Genomic DNA, 22,393 nt, shown 5'->3' with positions numbered 1-22,393 from the left:
CTTAAAGCAATACTCGGGCCAGATTGACAATGGTATAGAGCCGGCGTGTGTATCATCTCGCGGCCGTACCACCCTGGGTGGTGTCCACGCCGGAATGTACCGGGTATTGACCGAGACCCATCCGGGCACCAGCGTCACCCAGAGCGCCTACGCCGGCTACGCCATCCTCACCAACCCCGGGGCAGGTCAACAACCACGGGCAGCTCGGGCGCGCGACGGCGCCAGTAACGCCCTGTACAAGCAGGCCAACGCGGCGATGGCCAACGGCACGTCAGTTCTCCAGTGACTGAAGTCCGCCGACAGGCGATGGAACTGGCACACGGAGCCGTGCAAGCGGTGCGCAAGTGGGAGCGCGGCGCGCCAAGGGCAGTCCGCAACATGCCTTGGACGCACGCTTGGCCAGTGCAGGCAATGCACAAGCCCATCACGTCAGGGCGCGTTCATCCTTGCCGCCAATCATCACCACGCATGATGCGTTTCATGAACTGGTCAAACATCGGCACCGTAAATGCGGTGTCCCCGTGACTTGGACTCCAGATCATCCCCTTGGCAATGAGCTGACTACGGATCGGACCGAAGCTCGAAACCTTGCGGCCTAACATTTCGGCAACATCCCCTGACCGGTGAGGTCCGGGGCCAAGCTGTGCCATGGCGCGCAAATAGCGTTTCTCTGCCGGCGTCAGGCGGTCGAATCGCACCCGGAAAAAACTCTCCTCTAGCGCGGCAATCGCCTCTCGCGAGGCGCGTATCACATCGTCCTCGGTGATCGGAGACTGTTGCGCCACGTCCCACACGTGCTTGCCCCATTCCTGGAGGAAATAGGGATAGCCACTGGTTTCACGCACTATGCGTTGCAACGCGCGCGGGTCGAAGTAAACACCCTGGTTCGCGGCGGGTTTTTCAATGGCAACTCGCGCCGGATCAGGTCCTAGTGGACCGACTTCTGGGTAATCGAACAACCGCTCCGCATAGGACTTTGCCCGACCCATACGCCCCGGCAACTGAGGCAGTCCAGCACCGATCATCACCACGGGAAGTTGTCGCTGCGCTGTTCGGTGCAGCGCCGTAATCAGAGCAGCCAACTGGTTCTCTTCAACGTATTGCAGCTCGTCAACGAACAGGATCAAGGCTGTGCTAGCGCGCTGTGCGGCAGCGCCAGCCGCTTCGAGGAGTGCTTGTAGATCGTGCTCCAGGTCGCCGTTGTCCGCTAATCCCGGCTCCGGCTCGAAATCGAATCCGACTTCAATGTCCTGATACCTGAGTTTTAGCCCCTTGGCGAAACCAGCCAACGCCCGCAATGCGCGGTGTCCAAGTTAAGTTCCCGCGCCTGTTCGTTGCGCGATAGGCGCAATAGCGCTTGTCGTAACTGGGGCGCCAGAATGGCCGGTAGAGAACGTCCCTCAGGTGCTTCGATGCGCAGCGTTTGCATATCAGCCGCCTCGGCTTCATTGCGCATACGGTCCAGCAAGACGGTTTTTCCAACGCCTCTCAGGCCAATCAGCAAAACACTCTTGGCCGGCCTGCCAGCACGTATGCGCGAAGTAGCGACTCGTACCGTTTCGAGCAACGCATCACGACCGGCCAGTTCGGGAGGGGGAGTGCCTGCCCCAGGGGCGTAAGGATTGGTTATAGGGTCCATCGGCGCCAGTGTATATGGTTATTAAGTAAATTATGGAGCCGGCATAACTTCCTTAACTTCACTTAAATTAACTCCCGACTCGTACCCAGAAATCCGTCGTCACAACCACCTCAGGAGTTCGCCGCCAGGACCAAACTCGTCCGTTCTGCGCCTAACTGAAGGAAGCGCTGAATAAATCCGTCCTGGATCTTTCAGCGCCCGCCACCGGAAAAGCGTGGTTTTCCGGTGGCTCACAAAATCAATGGTTTACAGCCATCGATTTTGGTAGTGCGTCCCTGCACTGCGGGAGCCGCTGCATAAATCAGCGGCTCCTGAACCACTTGCCAATCAATCGCGATCCGCCAACCGCCCGTCCGTGAGCACCAGCTGACGGTCGAGCGAAGCCGCCAGTTCCGGATTGTGGGTGACCACCACCAGCCCGCCGCCGCGTTCGCTACAGACCTCCACCATTTGCGCAAACACCTGCTGGGCGGTGTGCGGGTCGAGGTTGCCGGTCGGTTCGTCGGCCAGGATGCAGCGCGGCTGAGTCACCAGCGCGCGGCCGATGGCTACCCGCTGGCGCTCGCCGCCGGACAGCTGACCCGGCTTGTGGTGGTGGCGCGCGGCCAGGCCAAGGCGTGCCAGCATGTCGGCCGCCGCCTGACGCGCCGCGGGCGGCTGGGCGCCGCCGATCAGCAGCGGCATGGCGATGTTCTCCAACGCCGTGAACTCCGCCAGCAGGTGGTGGAACTGGTAAACGAAGCCGAGCGAGCGGTTGCGCAGGCGCGAGCGCGCCTGCTCGCCAAGACCGGTCAGTAACTCGCCCTCGACCCGCACCTGGCCGGTGCTGGCAGCGTCCAGCCCGCCCAGCAGATGCAGCAACGTGCTCTTGCCGGCACCGGATGCGCCCATGATGGCCACGCTCTCGCCCGCCTCGACCGTGAGGTCCACATCATGCAGTACGGTCAGTGCGCCACCGGCGTCGACATAGGTCTTGCCCAGGCCACGGGCCTCCAGCACCGGTCTTGAATTACTCATAACGCAGGGCCTCGGCCGGATCGGTACGGGACGCGTGCCAGGCCGGGTACAGCGTGGCCAGCAGCGATAGCAACAACGCCAGCCCGGTGATGTTCATCACATCGCCCACTTCCAACTGCGATGGCAGGGTGGAGATGTAATACACGTCGGTCGGCCACAGGCTCACGTGCAGCACCCGCTCCAGCCACGGCACCAGGGTCGCGATGTTCAGCGACAACACCACCCCACTGACCAGCCCGAGCAGCGTGCCAATCACGCCGATGACCGCGCCTTGCACGATGAACACTCCCATCACGCTGCCCGGTGTGGCGCCCATGGTGCGCAGGATGGCGATATCGGCACGCTTGTCGGCCACCATCATCACCAGGGTGGAGATGATATTGAACGCCGCCACGGCGACGATCAGCGACAGGATGATGAACATCACGGTCTTTTCGGTGCGCACGGCGCGAAAGAAGTTGACGTGCTGGCGCGTCCAGTCACTCACGGCCAGGTAGGGCAGCTGCAAGCCCAGACGCCGCGCCACGGTGGGTGCCTGCATGAGATTCGTCAGGCGCAAGCGTACGCCGCTGACGGCATCGTCCTGCAACCGCAGCAGACGCTGGGCGTCGCCGATGGCCACCAGGGCCAGTGCGCTGTCGTATTCGTACATGCCGGCCGAGAAGTAACCGAGCACGGTAAAACGCTTCATGCGCGGCAACACGCCGGCCGGACCGGCGCTGACTTCCGGTATCAGCACCGTCACCTTGTCGCCCACCTTGGCTCCCAGCGCCTGCCCCAGATCCCGCCCCAGGATGATGCCGAACTCACCCGGTCCGAGCGCGGACAGCGTGGTGCCGCTGGTATTGAGTGTCAGTTCGGCGACGCCGGGCTCCTGGGCCGGGTCGATGCCACGCAGCAACACACCGTTGGCGTTGCCGGCGAACGAGATCATGGCCTCGGTCTCAACGTACGGCGCGCTGGCCTCGACCTCGGATTCGCGTTTGACCTCGCGCTGCGTCGCCCGCCAGTCGCGCAGCACGCCGCCATCGCCGCTGACGGTAACGTGCGCCACCATGCCAAGAATGCGCGAGCGCAGCTCGTGCTCGAAACCGTTCATCACCGAAATGACCGTAATCAGCGCCATCACGCCCAGGGCGATACCGGCCATCGAAACCAGGCTGATGAAGGAGATGAAGTGGTTGCGCCGCTTGGCGCGCGTGTAACGCAGGCCGATAAAAATTTCGTAGGGTTTGAACATGCTCAGGCGGGCGCCTCTGCGCCATATTGTTGTTGTGGATCGCGCACGAAACCGAACGCCCGCGGCAGATCATTGCTGGCGCAACGGGTCAGCGGCACCCGGCCCTGCGGAAGGTCCAGAATCAGTGCTGGCGTGTCCGCGCCGCCGTGCATGAGGGCGGACAGCGCGGTCTCGTCGGCCGGCTGGTCGTCCGCATGACGCACGCGGTCGGCAAAGTATTCCAACGTGGCCTCGTCAGCCCGTGCCGCGCCAAGCTCGGTCAACAGGGTCAGCACGCCGGCCTCGTCCAGACACGCCGCCTGCACCGCTCCGGCCGGCTGCCCGGTGTGGGCAACCAGCGACCCATCCGCCGCCACGTGCACCGTATAGGGCGCGTAATCCAGGCGCACAAAAACCACCTGGGCGCCGTTCTGCACGAAATAGCGACCCTGCGCGTCGCGCTGGTAATGGCGGTTCAGATGCGCCCGCAGCGACGGATGTTCCACCGCCGCATCGCGGATCAGCCACGTACCCCGCCCGGTCAGTCGCAGCCAGCCCGCCAGGGGCTGGCCCGGCGACCATGCCGGCGTGACGGGCAGTTCGCTCATTTCAGGTGCACCCGCTCACCGAGCGTCGGCGCCGTTGCCGCCCAACCGAACTTCTCGTGCAGGCGCAGGCGCAGTGCATCGGCCGCCGCCGGCTCGCCATGGGTAACGAAGGCCTGGCGGGGCGAAGGCATGGCGGATAGCCAATCCAGAATGCCCTGCCAGTCGGCATGCGCGGACAGGTTCTCGATGCTCGCCACTTCGGCCTTCACCCGCAGATAGCGGCCATGCAGCTTGATCTCCTGTGCACCGGCCAGCAGCGCGGCGCCGCGCGTGCCGCCGGCCTGGTAGCCGGCGAACAGAATGGTGTTGTCCGGATTCCCGGCACGGGCCTTCAGGTGATGCAGTACCCGCCCGCCGGTGATCATGCCGCTGGCGGAAATAATGATCATCGGGTGGGTGCGGGAATTGAGCGCGATCGAATCCTCGCGTTCGCGTACATACGTTGCCGTGGCGCACACCTCACCGGCCTGCGCGGCGCTGAGCCGATGCTCGCTGGCAAACCGCTGTAGCAACTCGCTGGCGTTGATGGCCATCGGGCTGTCCAGGAACACCGGCACGTCGGGAATGGCACCCTGCTGCTTGAGCTGATGAATGTAAAACAGCAGTTCCTGGGTACGGCCAACGGCAAACGCCGGGATCAGCACCATGCCACCACGGGCAGCGGTGCGTTTGATGACTGCGGCCAGTTCCTGGGCCGGGTCGCTGGGCGGATGCAGGCGATCCCCATAGGTGGACTCGACGACCAGATAATCGACCGGCGGTGGCGGCGCCGGATCGTACAGGATGGGGTGGTCGTTGCGGCCGAGGTCGCCGCTGAACAACAGCCGCCGGCCATCCGCCTCAAGCTCTACGCTGGACGCGCCCAGGATATGACCGGCAGGCCGCAAGCGCGCCCGCACGCCGGCGCATGGCTCGAACCAGTCATTGAATTCAACCCGTTCCAGCGCCGGCAGGCAATCGATGGCGTCCTGCTTGTCATACAGGGGCAGCGCCGGGCGGTGCTTGGAGAACCCCTTGCGGTTGGCGTACTCGGCATCCTGCTGCTGCAGGTGGCCGCTGTCCGGCAACAGGATTTCGCACAGGGCTGCGGTGCCCGGCGTGCACCAGACACGTCCGCCATAACCATTTTTCACCAGCAGCGGCAGGTAGCCGCTGTGGTCGATATGGGCATGCGTCAGTAGCACCGCGTCCAGGCTGGCGGGCTTTACCGGCAGCGCCGCCCAGTTTTTAAGACGCAGCTGCTTGTAGCCCTGGAACAGGCCGCAGTCCACCAGCAGGCGCCGGCCGGCCACTTCCAGCAGATACTTCGAGCCGGTGACCGTACCGGCCGCGCCAAGGAAAGTCAGATGCATGAAACCTCTGTCGGACTGGAATGCTTGCCGTCGGCAACACAACGCACCGTCTGGCGCAACCCGTGACGCATGCCTGCGCAACCGGGCAACAACACAGAAGGTACCGCGTCGCGCAGGAAGGTGGGCTGCCGACGTCCCACCGGCGACACCTTGCCGCTCAGGAATCGGCTAACAGGCTGCGCACATAATCGGCGACGCCGCGTTCAACCGGCATGAACTCGCCGTCGTATCCGGCCAGTCGCAGTCCGGCAAGATCAGCCTGGGTGTAGCTCTGATATCGCTCGGCAAGGCCCGGCGGGAAATCGACATAACGCACCGCACCGCTGGCTACCAGCGCTGGCAAATCGAGCGGCGCCTCGCCCGCGGCGTCGCGGCAGGCATTGATCACCGCCTGTGCCACGCGGTTGAAACTCGCTGCCTCACCGCTGCCCAGGTTGAACACACCGCTGCCCTGCGGCCGGTCCAGGAAGTGCAGCACCGCTCGTGTCAGATCGTCCACCGCCACGAAGTCACGCCGTTGCTCGCCGTCGCCATAGCCGCCGCTGCCGCTGAACAGGCGCACGCATCCCTCCTCCCGGTACTGAAGGAAGAACTGGCGCGCCACCGACGCCATGCGCCCCTTGTGCGCTTCGCCCGGCCCGTAAACGTTGAAGTAGCGAAAGCCGGTCACCGGCGCCTGCAAGCGACCGGCGTGTCGGCGAAGGTAGTTATCGAACAACAGCTTGGAGTAGCCGTAGACGTTAAGAGGTTGCTCATTTTCGGGACGTTCGGCGAACTCCTGACTCGCCCCGTACACCGCCGCCGAAGACGCATACAGCAACGGCACCCGCGCGCCCTGGCAGTAATCGAACACGGCTTTCGAGTACGCGTAGTTGTTTTCCATCATGTAGCGGCCGTCCAGTTCCATGGTGTCGGAACAGGCGCCCTGGTGCAGGACGGCGGTCAGTTTGCCCAGACGGCCGGTGTCCAGCAGGCCGAGAAAGTCGCGCTTGTCGACATAATCAGCGATCGCGCGGCCAACCAGGTTACGGAACTTGGCCGAGTTGGTTTCGAGGTTGTCCACCACCAGGATGTCGGTGATGCCGCGGCGGTTCAAGGCGCCCACAAGATTACTGCCGACGAAGCCCGCGCCACCTGTCACTACGTACATAATCCATCCTCCTGCTCCAGCACCGCAGCCACCTCGTCCGCAGTGGCTGTGGCCGTGCCAAGCTTGCCAACCACTATGCCAGCCGCGAGATTGGCCAGGTGCACCGCGGCTGCGTCAGGCAGACCTGCCGCCAACGCCAGGGCAATGGCTGCCACGACGGTGTCGCCGGCGCCCGACACGTCGTACACCTCGCGCGCCCGGGCCGGGTCGTGCAGGGCCGGCGCATCGGCGCGAAACAGGGTCATGCCCTCCTCGCTGCGGGTGATCAGCAGCCCCCCGACGTCGAGTCTGCGCAGCCAGGAGGACGCCCTGACCTGCAATTCGGCTTCGTTGCTCCACGGCCCCCCGGCGACGGTCGCGAACTCACTGCGGTTCGGCGTCAGCAGGGTGGCGCCGGCATAACAGGCGTAATCGTGGCCCTTGGGATCGACGATCACCAACAAACCGCGGGCGCGTGCCTCGCCAATCAACGCAGCCACGTGCAACAGCGAGCCCTTGCCGTAGTCGGACAGCACCACCGCCTGTGCCCAGTCGAGCGCGGACTGGAATTCAGCCCGCAGGCCGTCGAGGGCCGCCGCGCTGGGCCGCGCTTCAAAATCGAGCCGTATCAGTTGTTGGCTGCGCGACAACACGCGCAGCTTCAGCGTGGTCGGCAAGGCCGGGTCGCGCACCAATCGGGCATCAATTGCGGTGTCGGTCAGGAGTGATTCGAGCCGCTGCCCGGCCTCATCGGTGCCCGTGATGGCCAGCAGTCGCGCCTTGGCGCCGAGCGCCACCACGTTACGGGCCACGTTGGCGGCGCCGCCAAGGCGCTCCTCGCTGGCGCCTACCGCCACCACCGGCACCGGCGCTTCCGGTGATATGCGTTCGACCGACCCAAACCAGTAGCGATCCAGCATGGCATCGCCCACGACCAGCACCCGCTGGCCTTCAAGGCGGGCCAGGTGCGCGGGTGTAAGTCCGCTGACTAACACTCAGTCGCTCGGAACGCTTGCCGCCAGCGCCCGCAATGCGGCGCCAGGGTCAAGCGCACGGGTGATCGGGCGGCCGATCACCAGGTAAGTTGCTCCGGCCGCCAGCGCGGCGGCCGGGGCCAGGGTACGCTGCTGGTCATCGAGCGCCTCGCCAGGCGCGCGTATGCCGGGTGTCACCAGGGTAAATTGTTCCCCCAGCGCTGCCCGCAGCGGGACGATTTCGAGTGGTGAACAGACCACGCCGTCGAGTCCGGCATTGGCGCAGCAGCGCGCCAGATGCAGCACCCGCTCGGCAGGGTCGCCAGGCATTCCGACGGCCGCCAACTCGGTGCCATCCAGACTCGTCAGCAAGGTCACACCAACCAGGACTGGCCTGCTCGGCCCGCCGGCAAGCGCTTCGACCGCCGCCCCCAACATGCGGGGGCCGCCACTGGCGTGGACGTTCACCATCCACACGCCAAGCGCTGCGGCGCTGCGGCAAGCGCCCGCCACGGTGTTGGGAATGTCGTGAAATTTAAGGTCCAGAAACACGTCGAAACCTTGCCGCTGCAGGGCTTCGACCGCTGCCGGCCCGGCAGCGGTGAACAGTTCCATACCTACCTTAAGGCGGCACAACGCCGGATCGAGATGTGCCGTCAGGGACAATGCCTGACCCAAATCCGGGCGATCGATGGCAACAACGATTCGGGGCTTCGACATCGATATCCAGGATTGCAGTACAGGCCCGGGTCAAGGATCTGGCGGCGTGCTCAGCTGAGTCTGCAAACGTCGCTGCTCCGAGCGTAGCTGGCGCAGTTCCCGCCCGCGCCGCCAGCGCACTGGTAGCGCCGCCAGCCAGCCGAGCACCACGCTGACACCAACCACCAAAAGCAGCAGCCAGGCCAGGCGTAACTCGCCACTCCCGATCAGATAGTTGATCTTTACCGGCTGCGTGTTGACGCTGGCGAAAAGACCCGCCAGCAACGCGACCGTCAGCAATAGCAGTAAGCGCAATACACGCATCATGACACCTCCACAAACAAAAACGGCATAGCCGGGGCCATGCCGTTTTTATTCAGGTTCCAGACTTCGCCCAAGCGCCCACTGAAGTCAGGCAACGCTGCCTGCCGACCGATCAGTTACCGCGGTCACCCATTTGCTCCTTCAACAGGTCACCCAGGTTGGTAGTACCGGTAACGTTGGTGGAGCGGTACTCCTCAACTGTCGCTGCTTCTTCCTTGATCTCCTGCGCGCGCACCGACAACTGGATTGCACGAGCCTTGGCGTCTACGGAGATGATCATGCACTCGACTTCGTCGCCCACTTTAAGGACTTCGGTCACGTCCTTGGTCTTGTCCTGCGAGGCCTCGCCGGACTTCATGGTGCCTACAATGCCGCTGGCCAACTCGAGGGTCGCGAACTTCGGCTCGACCTCGGTCACCTTGCCGGTAATGCGGGTGCCGCGGGGATGATCCGTCACGTAGTCAGTCCAGGCATCGCTCTCGACCTGTTTCATGCCGAGCGAAATGCGCTCACGCTCGGGGTCCACCAGCAATACCACGGCTTCCACCACATCGCCTTTCTTGAAATCGCGTATGGCGTCCTCGCCGGGTTTGTCCCAGGAAATGTCGGTCAGGTGCACCAGACCATCGATTCCGCCATCCAGCTCGACAAACACCCCGAAATCGGTAATCGACTTGATGCGGCCGCTGACCTTGTCGCCCTTGTTGTTCAAGACAGCAAATTCTTCCCAGGGATTCATGCGGCATTGCTTCATGCCCAGCGAGATGCGTCGACGCTCGCCGTCCACATCGAGAATCATTACCTCGACCTGATCGCCCGGCTGCACCACCTTGGCCGGCTGCACGTTGCGGTTGGTCCAGTCCATTTCGGACATGTGTACCAGACCTTCCACGCCGTCTTCGATCTCGACGAAGCAACCGTAGTCGGTGACGTTGGTGACCGTACCGACCAACTTGGTCGCCACCGGGTAACGGCGGGCGATGTTGACCCACGGATCTTCCTGCAACTGTTTCAGACCAAGCGAAACGCGGACCCGCTCGCGGTCGAACTTCAGAATCTTGACTTCAAGCTCGTCGCCGACCTTGACCACTTCGCTGGGATGACGCACGCGCTTCCAGGACATATCGGTCACGTGCAGCAGGCCGTCGATGCCGCCCAAATCCACAAACGCACCGTAATCGGTCAGGTTCTTGACCATACCTTGCTTGATCTGGCCCTCCTCCAGGCTCTCGATCAGGGCGCGACGCTCCTCGACATAGCTGTCCTCGAGCACCGCGCGACGGGAAACCACGACGTTGTTGCGCTTGCGGTCAAGCTTGATGCACTTGAACTGGATTTCGCGCCCTTCGAGATGCGTGATGTCCCGCACCGGGCGAATGTCGACCAGGGAGCCGGGCAAGAATGCCCGCACGTCGCCGATCATGACGGTGAAACCGCCCTTGACCTTGTCCGTAATGATGCCGTTGATGGGTTCGGCCTTCTCGAAGGCGTCCTCCAGCACAATCCACTGCTTGTTGAGTCGTGCTTCTTCACGCGACAGCACGGTCTCGCCGTAACCATCCTCGATCGCCTTGAGCGCTACCTCGACCTCGTCCCCAATGCCGACTTCCAGCTCACCCCGCTCGTTGCGGAATTCGTGAATCGCGATCAGTGCTTCGGATTTCAGACCGGCATGCACGGTGACGAAGTTGTCGTCCAGATCGACGACGATGGCTTTGACGATGGAACCGGCCTGCAGCTTTCTGCGTGACAGGCTTTCTTCAAGAAGGGCAGCGAACGATTCGGTCATAGGGGCTAACACGTGATGGCGGATTCCGCATTCCGCAGTGGATAACAAATGCGCTGTCGACAGGGCTTTCGCCACGAAACGGAGAACGTCAACACCCCCCAGCCCTCACGGGGCCAGGCCGGCGCTGTCCGTCAGACCGCGCTCCTTACAGTGCCCTAGAATCCGGGCACAAACTTCATCCGCCGTGAGGTCGCTGCTGTCGATGATGACCGCGTCGTCCGCCGGGCGTAGAGGGGCGGTTTTGCGCGAGCCATCCCGCGCATCTCGCTGCCCCAAATCGCTCAAAATATCCGCAAGCCTAGCATCGACACCGGCCGCGCTCAACTGCGACCAGCGCCGCCGCGCCCGCTGCTCGACGCTGGCGGTCAGAAAAATCTTCAGCGGTGCCTGGGGAAACACTGTGGTGCCCATGTCGCGCCCCTCTGCCACCAGGCCCGGCGAGCGGGCACGCGCCCGCTGCAGTGGCAGTAGCACGGTACGAAGATCGGCCTGCACAGCCAGGCGCGAGGCGGCGCGCGCGCAGGCCTCCTCCCGAATCGCCGCCGTCACATCCGTGCCATCCAGCAGTACCCGCAGCGCCGCGGCATCCGGGCGAAACTCAAACTCGAGGCGGCTCACCAGGCCCGCTAGCGCGGCGCCGTCGTCCAGATCCAGTCCAGCCCGCGTCGCGGCCAATCCAACCAGCCGATACAGCGCCCCACTGTCCAGGTAATGCCAGCCGAGGCGGCGTGCCAGCTGAAGACTCACCGTGCCTTTGCCCGCACCACCTGGGCCGTCGATTGTTAAAACGGGGGGATTCACGCCTCCTCGATCTCCAGGCCGAGGCCTCGCATCAAGACCGTATAACCCGGAAACGAAGTCCCGACGTTGACACAGTCACGAATCCGCACTGCCTCAGGAGCGCGAAGCGCCGCCAGGCTGAAGGCCATGGCAATACGATGGTCCCCGTGGCTATCCACCGTACCGCCACGAAACTGCCCGCCCTCGATGCGCAGGCCATCCGGCAACGTCTCCACCGTGATACCCAGCATGCCGAGGCCCGACGCGATGGCCGCGATGCGGTCACTCTCCTTGACCCGCAACTCGGCCGCACCCGTGATAAGCGTTTGGCCCTGCGCACAGGCGGCGGCGACGGCAATGGCAGGAAACTCGTCGATCGCCAGCGGCACCAGCTCCGGTGGCACGGCGATGCCACGCAGCCGGCTTGCGCGCACCCGGATATCCGCCACCGGTTCGGCACCGGCATCGCGCGGGTTCAGCAACGTGATGTCGGCACCCATGGCACGCAGGATGTCCAGAATGCCGGTACGGGTCGGATTGACACCAACGCCTTCGATAAGCACTTCGCCCTGCGCGGCGATGACAGCCGCCACCAGCGGAAACGCCGCCGATGAAATATCGCCGGGAATGGAAAATTGCGTTGCCTGAAGCGACCCCCTGCCACCGGTGATGCACACCCGCCCACGCTGCCGCGTCACTGGCCAGCCAAACGCGGCCAACATGCGCTCGGTGTGGTCGCGGGTCGGTGCCGGTTCGGTCACGCAGGTCTGGCCCTGGGCATACAGACCGGCCAGCAGCAGACAGGATTTGACCTGCGCGCTGGCCATCGGCAGCGCGTAATCAATGCCGCGCAACTGCGCTACTGGCCGCAACACCAGTGGCGGCGTGTCACCCTCCCTGGCAGCAAGGTCAGCCCCCATCTGCCGCAGCGGGCCGATGACCCGAGCCATCGGTCGACGCGACAGTGATTCGTCGCCGGTGAGGGTCACTCCGAAACGCTGGCCGGCCAGCAAGCCTGCAAGCAGGCGCATACCGGTGCCCGCGTTACCCATATCCAGCGCCCCGGCCGGCGGTTGCAGGCCATGCAGCCCGACCCCCTGCACCCTGACACTGCCATCCTGCGGACCGTCGATGGCCACGCCCATGGCGCGAAACGCGGCCGCGGTTGCCAGCGTGTCGGCGCCAGCCAGAAAACCGTCGAAGCGACTCTCCCCTTGTGCGAGGGCGGCCAACATCACGGCCCGATGCGAAATGGACTTGTCGCCTGGCACGCGGCAGCGGCCTGCGATACGAACCGCCGGGGCAATGCGGTAATCCACGGCCAATCCTTCAGGCCGCAGGCAAACGGTGATGTGCCGCCTGGGCAGCCGTGAACAGCGCCAACAGGCGCTCGCTGTCGCCAGCATCGACCGCCGCCGCCAGCTCGCCGAGGCGTTCCATATAGCGGCGCAGGGCGAGGCTGAGCTGTGCCCGATTGGCCAGGGATACGTCATGCCACATCGCCGGATCGCTGCCCGCCAGGCGTGTCATGTCCCGAAACCCGCTGCCCGCCAGTTCCGCCAGGGTCTTGCCCTGCCCGAACTCGGCAAACTGACCCATCAGCGTATAGGCCAGCATCTGAGGCAGATGGCTGGTCAGCGCCAGGGCCGCGTCGTGTTGCTCGGCACTCAGCGCCAGAACCCGCGCTCCGACCTCCAGCCACAGCGCGACCACGCGCGCTTCGGCGCCAGGGTCGGTATCGGCCGTAGGGGTAAGAACCACTGTCCGGCCAGCAAACAGGCCCTCGACGCTGGCGGCAAAACCGCTGTGCTCGGTGCCGGCGATGGGATGGCCAGGCACAAACTGCGCTGGCAGGCGACCGCACAGGGCTGTCAGGTCGCGTACTACCGAACATTTGCTGCTACCGACATCGGTGACTGGTGTGTCGGCGGTCAGGTGGGGACGTATGCGAGCGTAGACCTCCCGCGTGCGCCCAACCGGCACGGCCAGGACCACCAGATCCGCACCGGCGACGGCCATCTGCCAGTCGGGCTCAACGGCATCGACAATGCCTAGCTTCAGCGCTGGCGCCAGCCGGCCGGCATCCCTTCCACAGGCGGTGACGCGATGGCCGCAGCGGCGCAGATCGCGCGCCAGCGAACCCCCGATGAGTCCCAGACCGATGATGACAATGTTCGCCATCAGCCGGCCAGTGCCTGCGGCAGCGCGCTGAGCAGGCGCTCCATCTGCGCGGGCGTACCGATGGTGATGCGCAGATGGCGGGGCATGCCGTACGGTGCCAACGGGCGCACGATGATGCCCCGCCGCAGCAGCGCCTCGTATACCGGCCCCGCCAGGCGACCGACATCGACAGCGATGAAGTTGCCAACCGACGGGATGTAGTCCAGGCCGAGCTGTTGGCAAGCAGCACCTAGCGCAGCCAGGCCCTGGAGGTTGAAATCCCGCGAGCGGCGCACATGCTCGTGATCGGCCAGCGCCGCCTCGCCCGCGACCAGCGCCAGGCTGTTGACTGTGAACGGCTCGCGCAGACGGTTTAGCAGGTCCGCCATGTCCGCACTGGCCACCCCATAACCCAAACGCAACCCGGCCAGGCCGTAGATCTTCGAGAACGTGCGCGACACCAGCAGGTTGGGAAACTCGGCCAGCCAGGCCAGGCCATCCGGATAATCGGGCTCGCTGACGTACTCGCAGTAGGCCTCGTCGAGCACCACCACCACATGCGCCGGCAACGAACCCAAAAACGCGTGCAAATGCGCCGCGCGGTGCCAGGTACCGGTCGGATTGTTCGGGTTGGCGACAAAGACGAGCCGGGTCCGTTCGCCGACCGCGTCCCGCATGGCCGGCAGGTCGGCACCCCAGTCGCGCGCCGGCACGCTGACCACGGTGCCGCCCGCGCTGACCGCCTCGGTGGTGAAAATGGCGAACGCATGCTGCGCCACCACCGCCTCGTCGCCAGGACTCAGGAACGCGCGTGTCACCAGTTGCAGGACTTCGTTGGAGCCATTGCCGAGCACCAGCTGATCGGCGCGCACACCCAACGCCGCGGAAAGCGCGTTTTTGAGCTCGAAACCATGGCTGTCCGGGTACAGCGCCAGGTCGGCCAGCGCACGCCGCGCCGCTTCAATACCAAGTGGACTTGGGCCGAGCGGGTTCTCGTTGGAAGCAAGCTTGATCGCGTCGCGGATACCGTACTCGCGCTCCAGTTCGCTCAGCGGCTTGCCTGGCTGGTAGGGCTGCAGCGCCCTCACGCCGGCTGTGGCCAAGTCCCTGACCGAGTGCCTCAAGGCGCATCCCCGGCCGCACGCGGGTAGGCACCCAATACCTTGCACAGAGCAGTCACTTCGCGCAGTTCTTCGAGTACCTGCTGTACCGGCGCATCACGCACGTGGCCCTCGATGTCGATAAAGAACACGTACTGCCAGCGGCCGGTGCGGGCCGGGCGCGATTCGATGCGGGTCATGGAGATGCCATGCCGGCGCAGCGGCTCCAGCAGACTGGCCAGCGCCCCCGGCCGGTTACCGGTAGACAGTAACAGCGAGGTCTTGTCGCGCCCACTGGGCTGGGTGTCCTGGCTGCCGATAATCAGGAACCGCGTGGTGTTGCCCGGCTCGTCCTCGATATTGGCCGCCAGGCACGGCAGGTCGTATAGCCGTCCGGCTGACTGCCCAGCAATGGCCGCGGCGCCGTCTTCGCTGGCGGCCCGGCGGGCCGCCTCGGCATTGCTGCTGACCGCTTCCGCGGCCACGCCCGGCAGATGGCCGACCAGCCAGCGCCGGCACTGCGCCAGCGACTGAGCATGCGAGTACACCTTGTTGATTTCGGAAAGGTCCGCGGCACGACTCAGCAGCTGTTGATGCACTGCCAGCTCCACCTCGCCGCAAACCTTGAGCGGTGAGCTCAGGAACATGTCCAAGGTGTGGGTAACCGCGCCCTCGGTCGAGTTCTCGATCGGCACCACGCCGTAGTCGGCGGCGCCAGCATCGACCTCGCGGAATACCTGGTCTATGGTGGCCTGCGGCAGGCTGCTGGCGGCCTGCCCGAAATGCTTCTGCGTCGCATCCTGCGAGAAGGTACCGGGTGGGCCCAGATAGGCCACAGTCAGCGGTCGCTCCAGTGCCAGACACGCTGACATGATTTCGCGGAAGATGCGCGTGACGGCCTCCTCCGGCAAGGGCCCGGGATTGGTCGCAGCCACCTGGCGCAACACCTGGGCTTCCCGCTCGGGGCGGTAAAAAGCGCTCTCGCCCGCGGCACGCTTGACCTCGGCGACTTGCTGGGCACAGGCGGCGCGCTCGGACAGCAGGCGCAGCAGTTCGGTGTCCAAGGCGTCGATACGCAGCCGTATCGCAGCGAGTTTTCCGTCGTCCGGCATGACTCCCCCCGCTCGATCGGCAAGCAGCTGCCCTCAGGGGCAGCGCACCGCCAGCACGCCTTCGATGGCGCGGATCTTCACCAGCAGCTCGGCGGGCACCGGACGATCCACATCGACCAGCGTGTAGGCGAGCTCACCTTTCGACTTGTTGATCATGTCGACGATGTTGAGTTTGGCCTCGGCCAGCGCGGTGGTGATCTGGCCGACCATATTCGGCACGTTGGCATTGACCACCGCCAGCCGCACCCCACCCTCGGCACGCGGCATGACCACCCAAGGGAAATTGACCGCGTTGGTGATGTTGCCGTTCTCGACGTATTCGCGCACCTGCTCGGCCACCATGATGGCGCAGTTCTCCTCCGCCTCGGTCGTGGATGCCCCCAGATGCGGCAACGCTATCACCCGTGGATGACCTATCAAGCCCGGTTTCGGAAAATCACTGACGTAAGCATGCACTTGACCGGTTTCGAGCGCGGCCGCGACGGCGCCGATATCGACAATGCCGGCGCGCGCAAAATTCAGCACCGTCAGCCCAGGCCGCGCCAGACGCAAGGTGTCGGCGTTGGCCAGACCCCGCGTGTGCTCGTTCAGCGGCACGTGGAAGGTAATGAAATCGGCGCGGCTGAATACTGTCTCCACGGTGGTCGCCCGCTCCACCTGGGATGACAGCGCCCACGCGCCGTCGACCGTGAGTCCGGGGTCATAACCAACCACTTTCATGCCCAGCGCCAGAGCCGCATTGGCCACTTCCCGGCCGATGGCGCCCAGGCCGACGACGCCAAGCGTGCGACCTGGCAGCTCGAAGCCGGCGAACTGTTTCTTGCCAGCCTCGACCGCGTGCTCGATGGCCTGTGCGTCGCCTTGCAGTGCCTGCGTGTAGGCCCAGGCCTGACAGATGTTGCGCGCCGCCAGGAGCAGGCCGGCGATCACCAGTTCCTTGACCGCGTTGGCGTTGGCGCCCGGCGTGTTGAACACCGGGATGCCCTGCGCCGACAGCGCCGGGACGGGAATGTTGTTGACGCCCGCCCCGGCCCGGCCCACTGCCAGTAACGTGGCCGGCAGGACCATGCTATGCAGGTCAGCTGAGCGCAGCAGAATGACGTCCGGGTCAGCCAGGTCCTTGCCAACCTGGAAGCGGTCGGCAGGCAGGCGTGCCAGGCCGGCCTTGGAGATATTGTTCAGCGCGAGTACGCGGTACATAGGGATGTCTATTTCCTGAAGGTAAGGAAGCGGCTCAGCCGTTGCGGCGCTCGAAGTCGATCATGAAATCGACCAGCGCCTGCACACCGGCCAGCGGCATGGCGTTGTAGATGCTGGCGCGCATGCCGCCGACACTGCGGTGACCTTTGAGTTGAACCAAGCCGGCTGTCTTGGCCTCGGCCAGAAACGGCGCGTCGAGTTCGGCGTTGGCCAGTGTGAACGGCACGTTCATGCGCGAGCGGCTGGCCGGCTCGGTCGGGCAACTGTAAAAAGCGCTGCGATCGAGCAAACCGTAGAGCAGATCGGCCTTCTGGACATTGGCGCGTTCCACGGCCGCCAGCCCGCCCTGAGCGATCAGGTGCTTGAACACCAGGCCAGCCACGTAGATGGCGAAGGTCGGCGGCGTGTTGTAGGCCGAATCGTTCTGGGCATGGACGGCGTAATCGAGCATGGTCGGCGCGCCCTCGCGACAATGGCCGAGCAGGTCGTCCCGCACGATTACCAGCGTCAGCCCGGCCGGGCCGATGTTCTTCTGTGCCCCGGCATAGATCAGGCCGTAGCGGCCGACGTCCACCGGTCGCGACAGGATGTGGCTTGAGGCATCCGAGACCAGCGGCACGGCACCGGTATCCGGCGTGTAGTGATACTCGGTACCGAAGATGGTGTTGTTGCCGGTGATATGCACGTAGGCGGCGGCCGGATCGAGCTTGAGCTCACCCTGGCCCGGAATGCGGTTGAAGTTGCTCTCGGCGCTGCTGGCGGCGATGTTGACGGTGCCGTAGCGCTTGGCCTCGGCAGCGGCTTTCTTGGCCCAGGCGCCGGTCAGCACGTAATCGGTCGCTCCGCCGACCGGCAGCAGGTTCAGCGGCAGCATCGAGAACTGCAGACTGGCGCCGCCCTGCAGAAACAGAACCTTATAGTTGGCCGGGATGCCCATGAGTGTGCGCAGGTCGCCTTCGGCCTGCTCCTGGATGGCGATGAACTCCTTGCCCCGGTGGCTCATCTCCATGACCGACATGCCGCTATCGTGCCAGTCAAGCAATTCGTCCCGAACCTGCGCCAGCACGGACTCCGGCAGCACCGCCGGACCGGCACTGAAGTTATAAATACGAGCCATCATGGTCTCCGTGTCAGGACCGGTGCGCGAGACACCAGCCGCTTAATCATGCGTCGGGCGAAACGTCGTCGGGATCGGAGTCGGCGACGGTTGGGGCGGCCTCAGCTCCCTCCGCGTCGATGTCATCGTCCTCGGGCAGCTCGTCCTCCGGTGCCACCACGGCGAGTCCGGCCAGCAGTTCGCCTTCACCCACGCCGATCAGCTTCACGCCCTGAGTGTTACGCCCCAGCACGGAAATGCTGGCCACCGTGGTGCGGATGGCGGTTCCCCCGTTGGTGACCAGCATGACCTGGTCGTCCTCGCCGACTTGCACGGCTCCCACCACCGCACCGTTGCGGGCGCTGGTCTGGATGGAGATGACACCCATGCCGCCGCGCCCGCGCAGCGGGTAATCGGCCAGCGGCGTTCGTTTGCCGTAGCCATTGGCCGTCACGGTCAGGATTGCTCCCGGCCCGCCCTGCGGCGGCTCCGGGACCTCGGCCGATTGCGCAACCAGCATGCCGATCAGGCTTTGATCGGCGCGCAGGTTCATGCCGCGCACGCCCCGCGCGTCGCGTCCGACGGCACGCACGTTTTGCTCGTCAAAACGTAGCACCTTGCCGTCGTCGGAGAACAGCATCACATGGTCGCCGCCGCCGGTCATCGCCACCGCCACCAGAGCATCGCCCTCGACGATATCAAGCGCAATGATGCCGGCGGCTCGCGGTCGGGAGTAATTGGCCAGCGCGGTCTTCTTGATCAGTCCGCGGCGGGTGGCAAACAGCACGTAACGGTCAGCGGCGAACTCAGCCACCGGCAATACGGCACTGATGCGCTCGCCATCCTCAAGCGGCAACAGATTGACGATCGGCCGGCCCCGGCTGCCGGAACCGGCCAGCGGGAGTTCGTAGACCTTGCGCCAATACACCTTGCCCGCGCTGGAGAAGCACAGCAGGGTGTCGTGGCTGTTGGCCACGAACAGCCGCTCGATGAAATCCTCTTCCTTCACGCGCGCCGCGGCCCGGCCTCGGCCACCTCGGTGCTGCGAACGGTACTCGCTGACCGGCTGCGCCTTGCAGTAACCCTGATGAGAAAAAGTAACCACCAGGTCCTTCTCGGCAATCAGATCCTCGGAGGTCAGCTGCAGGCGGTCGACCATGATGTTCGTACGCCGGGCGTCACCGTACTGATCGCGCACCTCCAGCAGCTCGCGGCGGATTTCCGACAGCAAACGGCCGTCACTGCCCAGAATGTCCAGTAAATCGGCGATCTGCGTGGTGAGTTCACCGTATTCATCGACGATCTTGTCGCGCTCAAGCCCGGTCAAACGCTGCAAACGCATGTCCAGAATCGCCTGCGCCTGCCGCTCGCTCAGGTAATACTGGCCATCGACCAGACCACGCCCGGACTCGGTGGGACGTAGCGCATCCACGGCCAGGGCCCGCGTCAGCATTTCACCGACAAAGCCCGGTGAAAAACCTTCGTCGATCAGCTTGGCGCGCGCCTCGTCGGTCGTTTGCGAACCCCGTATCAGCACGATCACGCGCTCGATACTGGCCAATGCCACCGCCAGGCCTTCCAGGATGTGCAAGCGGTCGCGGGCCTTGCGCAGCGCAAACAGGGTGCGCCGGCTGACCACCTCGCGCCGGTGACGAATGAACGCTTCCAGAACCTCCAGCAAGGTCAGCAGACGCGGCTGCCCGTCCAGCAACGCCACCATGTTGATGCCAAACACGGCCTGCAACTGGGTCTGCTGGTAGAGGTGGTTGAGTACCACCTCGGGCACCTCGCCGCGACGCAGCTCGATCACCGCCCGCATGCCGTCCTTGTCGGACTCGTCCCGGATCTCGGTGATCCCCTCGACGCGCTTCTCCTTGACCAGCTCGGCGACTTTTTCGAGCAGGTGGGCCTTGTTGACCTGGTACGGCAGTTCAAAGATGACCAGACTGGCCTTGCCGGTCTTCTTGTCTTCCTCGATCTCCACCCGGGCCCGCATATAGATCTTGCCCCGTCCGGTGGCGTAGGCCTCGCGGATGCCAGCGGCGCCGTTGATGCTCGCCGCGGTCGGGAAATCCGGCCCTGGCAGGTGCACCATCAAACCGTCCAAATCGATATCCGGGTCATCAATCAGCGCCACACAGGCGTTGACCACTTCTACCAGGTTGTGCGGCGGAATATTGGTGGCCATACCCACCGCAATGCCGGTCGCACCGTTGATCAGCAAGTTGGGCAGCCGCGACGGGAGCACCGCCGGTTCGCGTTCCTTGCCGTCGTAATTGGGTACGAAATCGACCGTGTCCATGTCGATATCGGCCAGCAGCTCGCTGGCAATCCGCGCCAGGCGCGATTCGGTGTAGCGCATGGCGGCCGGCGAGTCGCCGTCGACCGAACCGAAGTTGCCCTGGCCGTCGATCAGCGGGTAGCGCAGCGAGAAATGCTGCGCCATGCGCACCAGCGTGTCGTAGATGGCCGAATCGCCGTGCGGGTGGTACTTACCCATCACGTCGCCGACCACCCGCGCAGACTTGACGTGGGCGCGGTTCCACAGGTGGCTGGACTCATGCATGGCGTACAGCACGCGCCGATGCACAGGCTTGAGGCCGTCTTTCACGTCCGGCAAGGCGCGACCAACGATGACGCTCATGGCGTAATCGAGATAGGAGCGCTTGAGCTCGTCCTCGATGTTGGCGGAGATAATTTCGCGGGCGAACTCGGTCATGCTGTCGCCAATAGAAGGGCTAAAGGTGTCGGGCCGGTAGCGGCAAGGCCGCCACCGCGGGATAGGTTATAGAGCGGTTGCCACGGACTGTGCTGGTGTCGAACGCGTGGCGTGCGCAACCGGTCGCAACTCCGGTCGCTTTCGGGTATACCAGACCCCTGCCACAACCATGAAAAATCAATTAGTTGCAACGCAATATTCACGGACTAGGTGCCTTTACGAACGCTCCAGGCCGTGGACAAAACGCCTGCCTGCCAAGTACGGTCATCACCGCGGCACGCTTGGCAGTTCAAGGCTGCGCGCCCAGTGCGCCAAGCAAGGGATAAACGGGTACGACACGGCCGCGAATTCTAGCACAGCGCCCTGAGCCTCTGGACCTCGCGGCGACGCGCTGCAGGCCGCTGTGGAGCCTCGCACACAGGCCATTCCCAAGTCCCCTCCGCAGGTCATGAGAATCACAAGCTATCCAGCGCCGCGTTCCATAATCCCAATGACCGGCCGGCAGGCGGTTGCTGACACTCAATTGGCGACCTGGAGCTGGCCAGATCAGCGCGTTTCACTATCCGGCGCTGCACGCAACCACAGCGCAGCGGCTTATCAAGCGAACCTGGCGGAGCCCGTCCAGTGAAAAGAATCGTGCAAATGGCCGTGCTGATCCTGGCTGGCGAGATGATTTTCAGCTTGCCGTTTCACACGGCGCGGTTTTTTCGTCCGACTTTGCTGGAGGTGTTTGAGTTCTCAAACACCAGCCTGGGCGACATCTTCGCCGTGTATGGGTTAGCCGCCATGCTTGCGTATTTCCCAGGAGGTTTGCTCGCGGATCGATTGTCCATTCGCGTATTGCTCGGTTCGTCCCTCATTCTGACCGGCGCCGGAGGCTTCTATATGGCAACCATCCCTAGCGCGGGGCAGATGGCACTGCTTTATGGTTATTGGGGAATTACCACAATTTTCATGTTCTGGGCCGCCATGATTAAGGCCACGCGCGAATGGGGTGGAGCATTATCTCAAGGCAAGGCGTTTGGAATTCTGGATGGTGGTCGCGGATTCGTTGCCGCTTGCTTTGCATTCATCGGCATCGCGGTATTGGCGTTCTACTTGCCAATCGATGCCACTCTGGCAACTGATGTACAGCGCCGGGCGGGTTTTCGCGGGGTGCTCCTACTGTATTCAATCGCCACCTGCGCTATCGGCGTGCTGGCCTGGTTCCTGTTGCCCGGGTCGGGCGAAAAATCCTCTGCAATAAAGCCCCGACTGACATTCGGGAATACGGTCGCTACGTTTAAACGCCCGACCATCTGGGCGCAGGCCGGAATCATCCTGTGCGCCTATTGCGGCTATAAAGGCCTGGACAACTATTCCCTGTATGCCGTCCAGGTATTGGGGATGAACGAAATTGACGCCGCCCGGCTTTCTGCCCTGACCTCCTATGTGCGACCGATTGCGGCCGTGGCTGCCGGCGTGCTGGCGGACAGG

The 22,393-nt window shown here is 64.3% G+C and carries 19 protein-coding genes and 1 pseudogene; 2 read left to right on the top strand and 18 right to left on the bottom strand.

Going from position 1 to position 22,393, the window contains the following annotated elements; genetic code table 11:
- Window positions 1-94 precede the first annotated feature (94 nt).
- Window positions 95-286 carry a hypothetical protein gene (locus ABZF37_RS02050; RefSeq protein WP_372716233.1) on the top strand — a complete coding sequence of 64 codons (192 nt, stop codon included), beginning with the start codon at window positions 95-97 and terminating at the stop codon, window positions 284-286.
- 154 nt (window positions 287-440) lie between these two features.
- Here ABZF37_RS02050 and ABZF37_RS02045 read toward each other — a convergent pair.
- The 18 genes and pseudogenes from ABZF37_RS02045 to gyrA all read right to left on the bottom strand — a co-directional run bounded on the left by ABZF37_RS02045 (window position 441) and on the right by gyrA (window position 20,917).
- Window positions 441-1,639 (bottom strand): annotated as a pseudogene (locus ABZF37_RS02045) (ATP-binding protein).
- A 327-nt stretch (window positions 1,640-1,966) separates the two neighbouring features.
- The gene (locus ABZF37_RS02040) at window positions 1,967-2,656 is read right to left on the bottom strand and encodes an ABC transporter ATP-binding protein (protein WP_372716231.1); all 690 of its coding nucleotides are present in this window, start codon (window positions 2,654-2,656) and stop codon (window positions 1,967-1,969) included.
- Complete coding sequence (locus ABZF37_RS02035; protein WP_372716229.1) at window positions 2,649-3,896, bottom strand: lipoprotein-releasing ABC transporter permease subunit; 1,248 nt, start codon at window positions 3,894-3,896, stop codon at window positions 2,649-2,651. The genes ABZF37_RS02040 and ABZF37_RS02035 overlap by 8 nt, the downstream gene beginning before the upstream one ends.
- A gap of 2 nt (window positions 3,897-3,898) precedes the next feature.
- Window positions 3,899-4,483, bottom strand: coding sequence for a DUF2946 family protein (locus ABZF37_RS02030; protein WP_372716227.1), 585 nt, complete (start codon window positions 4,481-4,483; stop codon window positions 3,899-3,901).
- Window positions 4,480-5,835 (bottom strand): MBL fold metallo-hydrolase, encoded by a 1,356-nt coding sequence (locus ABZF37_RS02025; protein ID WP_372716224.1) that lies wholly within the window; start codon window positions 5,833-5,835, stop codon window positions 4,480-4,482. Before ABZF37_RS02025 ends, ABZF37_RS02030 begins: the two co-directional genes overlap by 4 nt.
- A 157-nt stretch (window positions 5,836-5,992) precedes the next feature.
- Window positions 5,993-6,985, bottom strand: coding sequence for an ADP-glyceromanno-heptose 6-epimerase (gene rfaD, locus ABZF37_RS02020; RefSeq protein ID WP_372716222.1), 993 nt, complete (start codon window positions 6,983-6,985; stop codon window positions 5,993-5,995).
- Window positions 6,976-7,959, bottom strand: a complete 984-nt coding sequence (rfaE1, locus tag ABZF37_RS02015) for a D-glycero-beta-D-manno-heptose-7-phosphate kinase (RefSeq protein WP_372716220.1) — start codon at window positions 7,957-7,959, stop codon at window positions 6,976-6,978. The genes rfaD and rfaE1 overlap by 10 nt, the downstream gene beginning before the upstream one ends.
- The gene (gene pyrF / locus ABZF37_RS02010; RefSeq protein ID WP_372716218.1) at window positions 7,960-8,658 is read right to left on the bottom strand and encodes an orotidine-5'-phosphate decarboxylase; all 699 of its coding nucleotides are present in this window, start codon (window positions 8,656-8,658) and stop codon (window positions 7,960-7,962) included.
- Window positions 8,659-8,688: 30 nt separating this feature from the next.
- Window positions 8,689-8,964 carry a lipopolysaccharide assembly protein LapA domain-containing protein gene (locus tag ABZF37_RS02005; RefSeq protein WP_372716216.1) on the bottom strand — a complete coding sequence of 92 codons (276 nt, stop codon included), beginning with the start codon at window positions 8,962-8,964 and terminating at the stop codon, window positions 8,689-8,691.
- 109 nt (window positions 8,965-9,073) lie between these two features.
- On the bottom strand, window positions 9,074-10,750 hold the full coding sequence (gene rpsA, locus ABZF37_RS02000; RefSeq protein ID WP_372716213.1) for a 30S ribosomal protein S1: 1,677 nt from the start codon (window positions 10,748-10,750) through the stop codon (window positions 9,074-9,076).
- A 105-nt stretch (window positions 10,751-10,855) separates the two neighbouring features.
- Window positions 10,856-11,551 (bottom strand): (d)CMP kinase, encoded by a 696-nt coding sequence (gene cmk, locus ABZF37_RS01995; protein ID WP_372716211.1) that lies wholly within the window; start codon window positions 11,549-11,551, stop codon window positions 10,856-10,858.
- Entirely contained in the window at window positions 11,548-12,849 is a 1,302-nt protein-coding gene (gene aroA, locus ABZF37_RS01990; RefSeq protein ID WP_372716209.1) for a 3-phosphoshikimate 1-carboxyvinyltransferase, read from the bottom strand. Before aroA ends, cmk begins: the two co-directional genes overlap by 4 nt.
- 10 nt (window positions 12,850-12,859) lie before the next feature.
- Entirely contained in the window at window positions 12,860-13,711 is an 852-nt protein-coding gene (locus tag ABZF37_RS01985; protein WP_372716207.1) for a prephenate dehydrogenase, read from the bottom strand.
- The gene (gene hisC, locus ABZF37_RS01980) at window positions 13,711-14,814 is read right to left on the bottom strand and encodes a histidinol-phosphate transaminase (RefSeq protein WP_372716205.1); all 1,104 of its coding nucleotides are present in this window, start codon (window positions 14,812-14,814) and stop codon (window positions 13,711-13,713) included. The genes ABZF37_RS01985 and hisC overlap by 1 nt, the downstream gene beginning before the upstream one ends.
- On the bottom strand, window positions 14,811-15,902 hold the full coding sequence (gene pheA, locus ABZF37_RS01975) for a prephenate dehydratase (RefSeq protein ID WP_372716202.1): 1,092 nt from the start codon (window positions 15,900-15,902) through the stop codon (window positions 14,811-14,813). The genes hisC and pheA overlap by 4 nt, the downstream gene beginning before the upstream one ends.
- A 33-nt stretch (window positions 15,903-15,935) precedes the next feature.
- Complete coding sequence (locus ABZF37_RS01970) at window positions 15,936-17,102, bottom strand: phosphoglycerate dehydrogenase (RefSeq protein WP_372716200.1); 1,167 nt, start codon at window positions 17,100-17,102, stop codon at window positions 15,936-15,938.
- Between the two features lie 34 nt (window positions 17,103-17,136).
- Complete coding sequence (serC, locus tag ABZF37_RS01965; protein ID WP_372716198.1) at window positions 17,137-18,219, bottom strand: 3-phosphoserine/phosphohydroxythreonine transaminase; 1,083 nt, start codon at window positions 18,217-18,219, stop codon at window positions 17,137-17,139.
- A 46-nt stretch (window positions 18,220-18,265) separates the two neighbouring features.
- On the bottom strand, window positions 18,266-20,917 hold the full coding sequence (gyrA, locus tag ABZF37_RS01960) for a DNA gyrase subunit A (RefSeq protein WP_372716196.1): 2,652 nt from the start codon (window positions 20,915-20,917) through the stop codon (window positions 18,266-18,268).
- Between the two features lie 642 nt (window positions 20,918-21,559).
- On the opposite strand from gyrA, the gene ABZF37_RS01955 reads away from it, so the two are divergent.
- The coding region (locus tag ABZF37_RS01955; RefSeq protein ID WP_372716194.1) for an MFS transporter at window positions 21,560-22,393 on the top strand (834 nt) is incomplete at its 3' end.

It is taken from the genome of Immundisolibacter sp. (assembly GCF_041601295.1).
Lineage (GTDB): Bacteria > Pseudomonadota > Gammaproteobacteria > Immundisolibacterales > Immundisolibacteraceae > Immundisolibacter.
This window is presented reverse-complemented; position numbering and strand designations above follow the sequence as displayed.

Coding starts and splice junctions, on each gene's coding strand:
- ABZF37_RS02050 (WP_372716233.1), top strand. CDS start 95: ATGTACCGGGTATTGACCGAGACCCATCCGGGCACCAGCGTCACCCAG.
- ABZF37_RS02040 (WP_372716231.1), bottom strand. CDS start 2,656: ATGAGTAATTCAAGACCGGTGCTGGAGGCCCGTGGCCTGGGCAAGACC.
- ABZF37_RS02035 (WP_372716229.1), bottom strand. CDS start 3,896: ATGTTCAAACCCTACGAAATTTTTATCGGCCTGCGTTACACGCGCGCC.
- ABZF37_RS02030 (WP_372716227.1), bottom strand. CDS start 4,483: ATGAGCGAACTGCCCGTCACGCCGGCATGGTCGCCGGGCCAGCCCCTG.
- ABZF37_RS02025 (WP_372716224.1), bottom strand. CDS start 5,835: ATGCATCTGACTTTCCTTGGCGCGGCCGGTACGGTCACCGGCTCGAAG.
- rfaD (WP_372716222.1), bottom strand. CDS start 6,985: ATGTACGTAGTGACAGGTGGCGCGGGCTTCGTCGGCAGTAATCTTGTG.
- pyrF (WP_372716218.1), bottom strand. CDS start 8,658: ATGTCGAAGCCCCGAATCGTTGTTGCCATCGATCGCCCGGATTTGGGT.
- ABZF37_RS02005 (WP_372716216.1), bottom strand. CDS start 8,964: ATGATGCGTGTATTGCGCTTACTGCTATTGCTGACGGTCGCGTTGCTG.
- rpsA (WP_372716213.1), bottom strand. CDS start 10,750: ATGACCGAATCGTTCGCTGCCCTTCTTGAAGAAAGCCTGTCACGCAGA.
- ABZF37_RS01985 (WP_372716207.1), bottom strand. CDS start 13,711: ATGGCGAACATTGTCATCATCGGTCTGGGACTCATCGGGGGTTCGCTG.
- pheA (WP_372716202.1), bottom strand. CDS start 15,902: ATGCCGGACGACGGAAAACTCGCTGCGATACGGCTGCGTATCGACGCC.
- ABZF37_RS01970 (WP_372716200.1), bottom strand. CDS start 17,102: ATGTACCGCGTACTCGCGCTGAACAATATCTCCAAGGCCGGCCTGGCA.
- serC (WP_372716198.1), bottom strand. CDS start 18,219: ATGGCTCGTATTTATAACTTCAGTGCCGGTCCGGCGGTGCTGCCGGAG.
- gyrA (WP_372716196.1), bottom strand. CDS start 20,917: ATGACCGAGTTCGCCCGCGAAATTATCTCCGCCAACATCGAGGACGAG.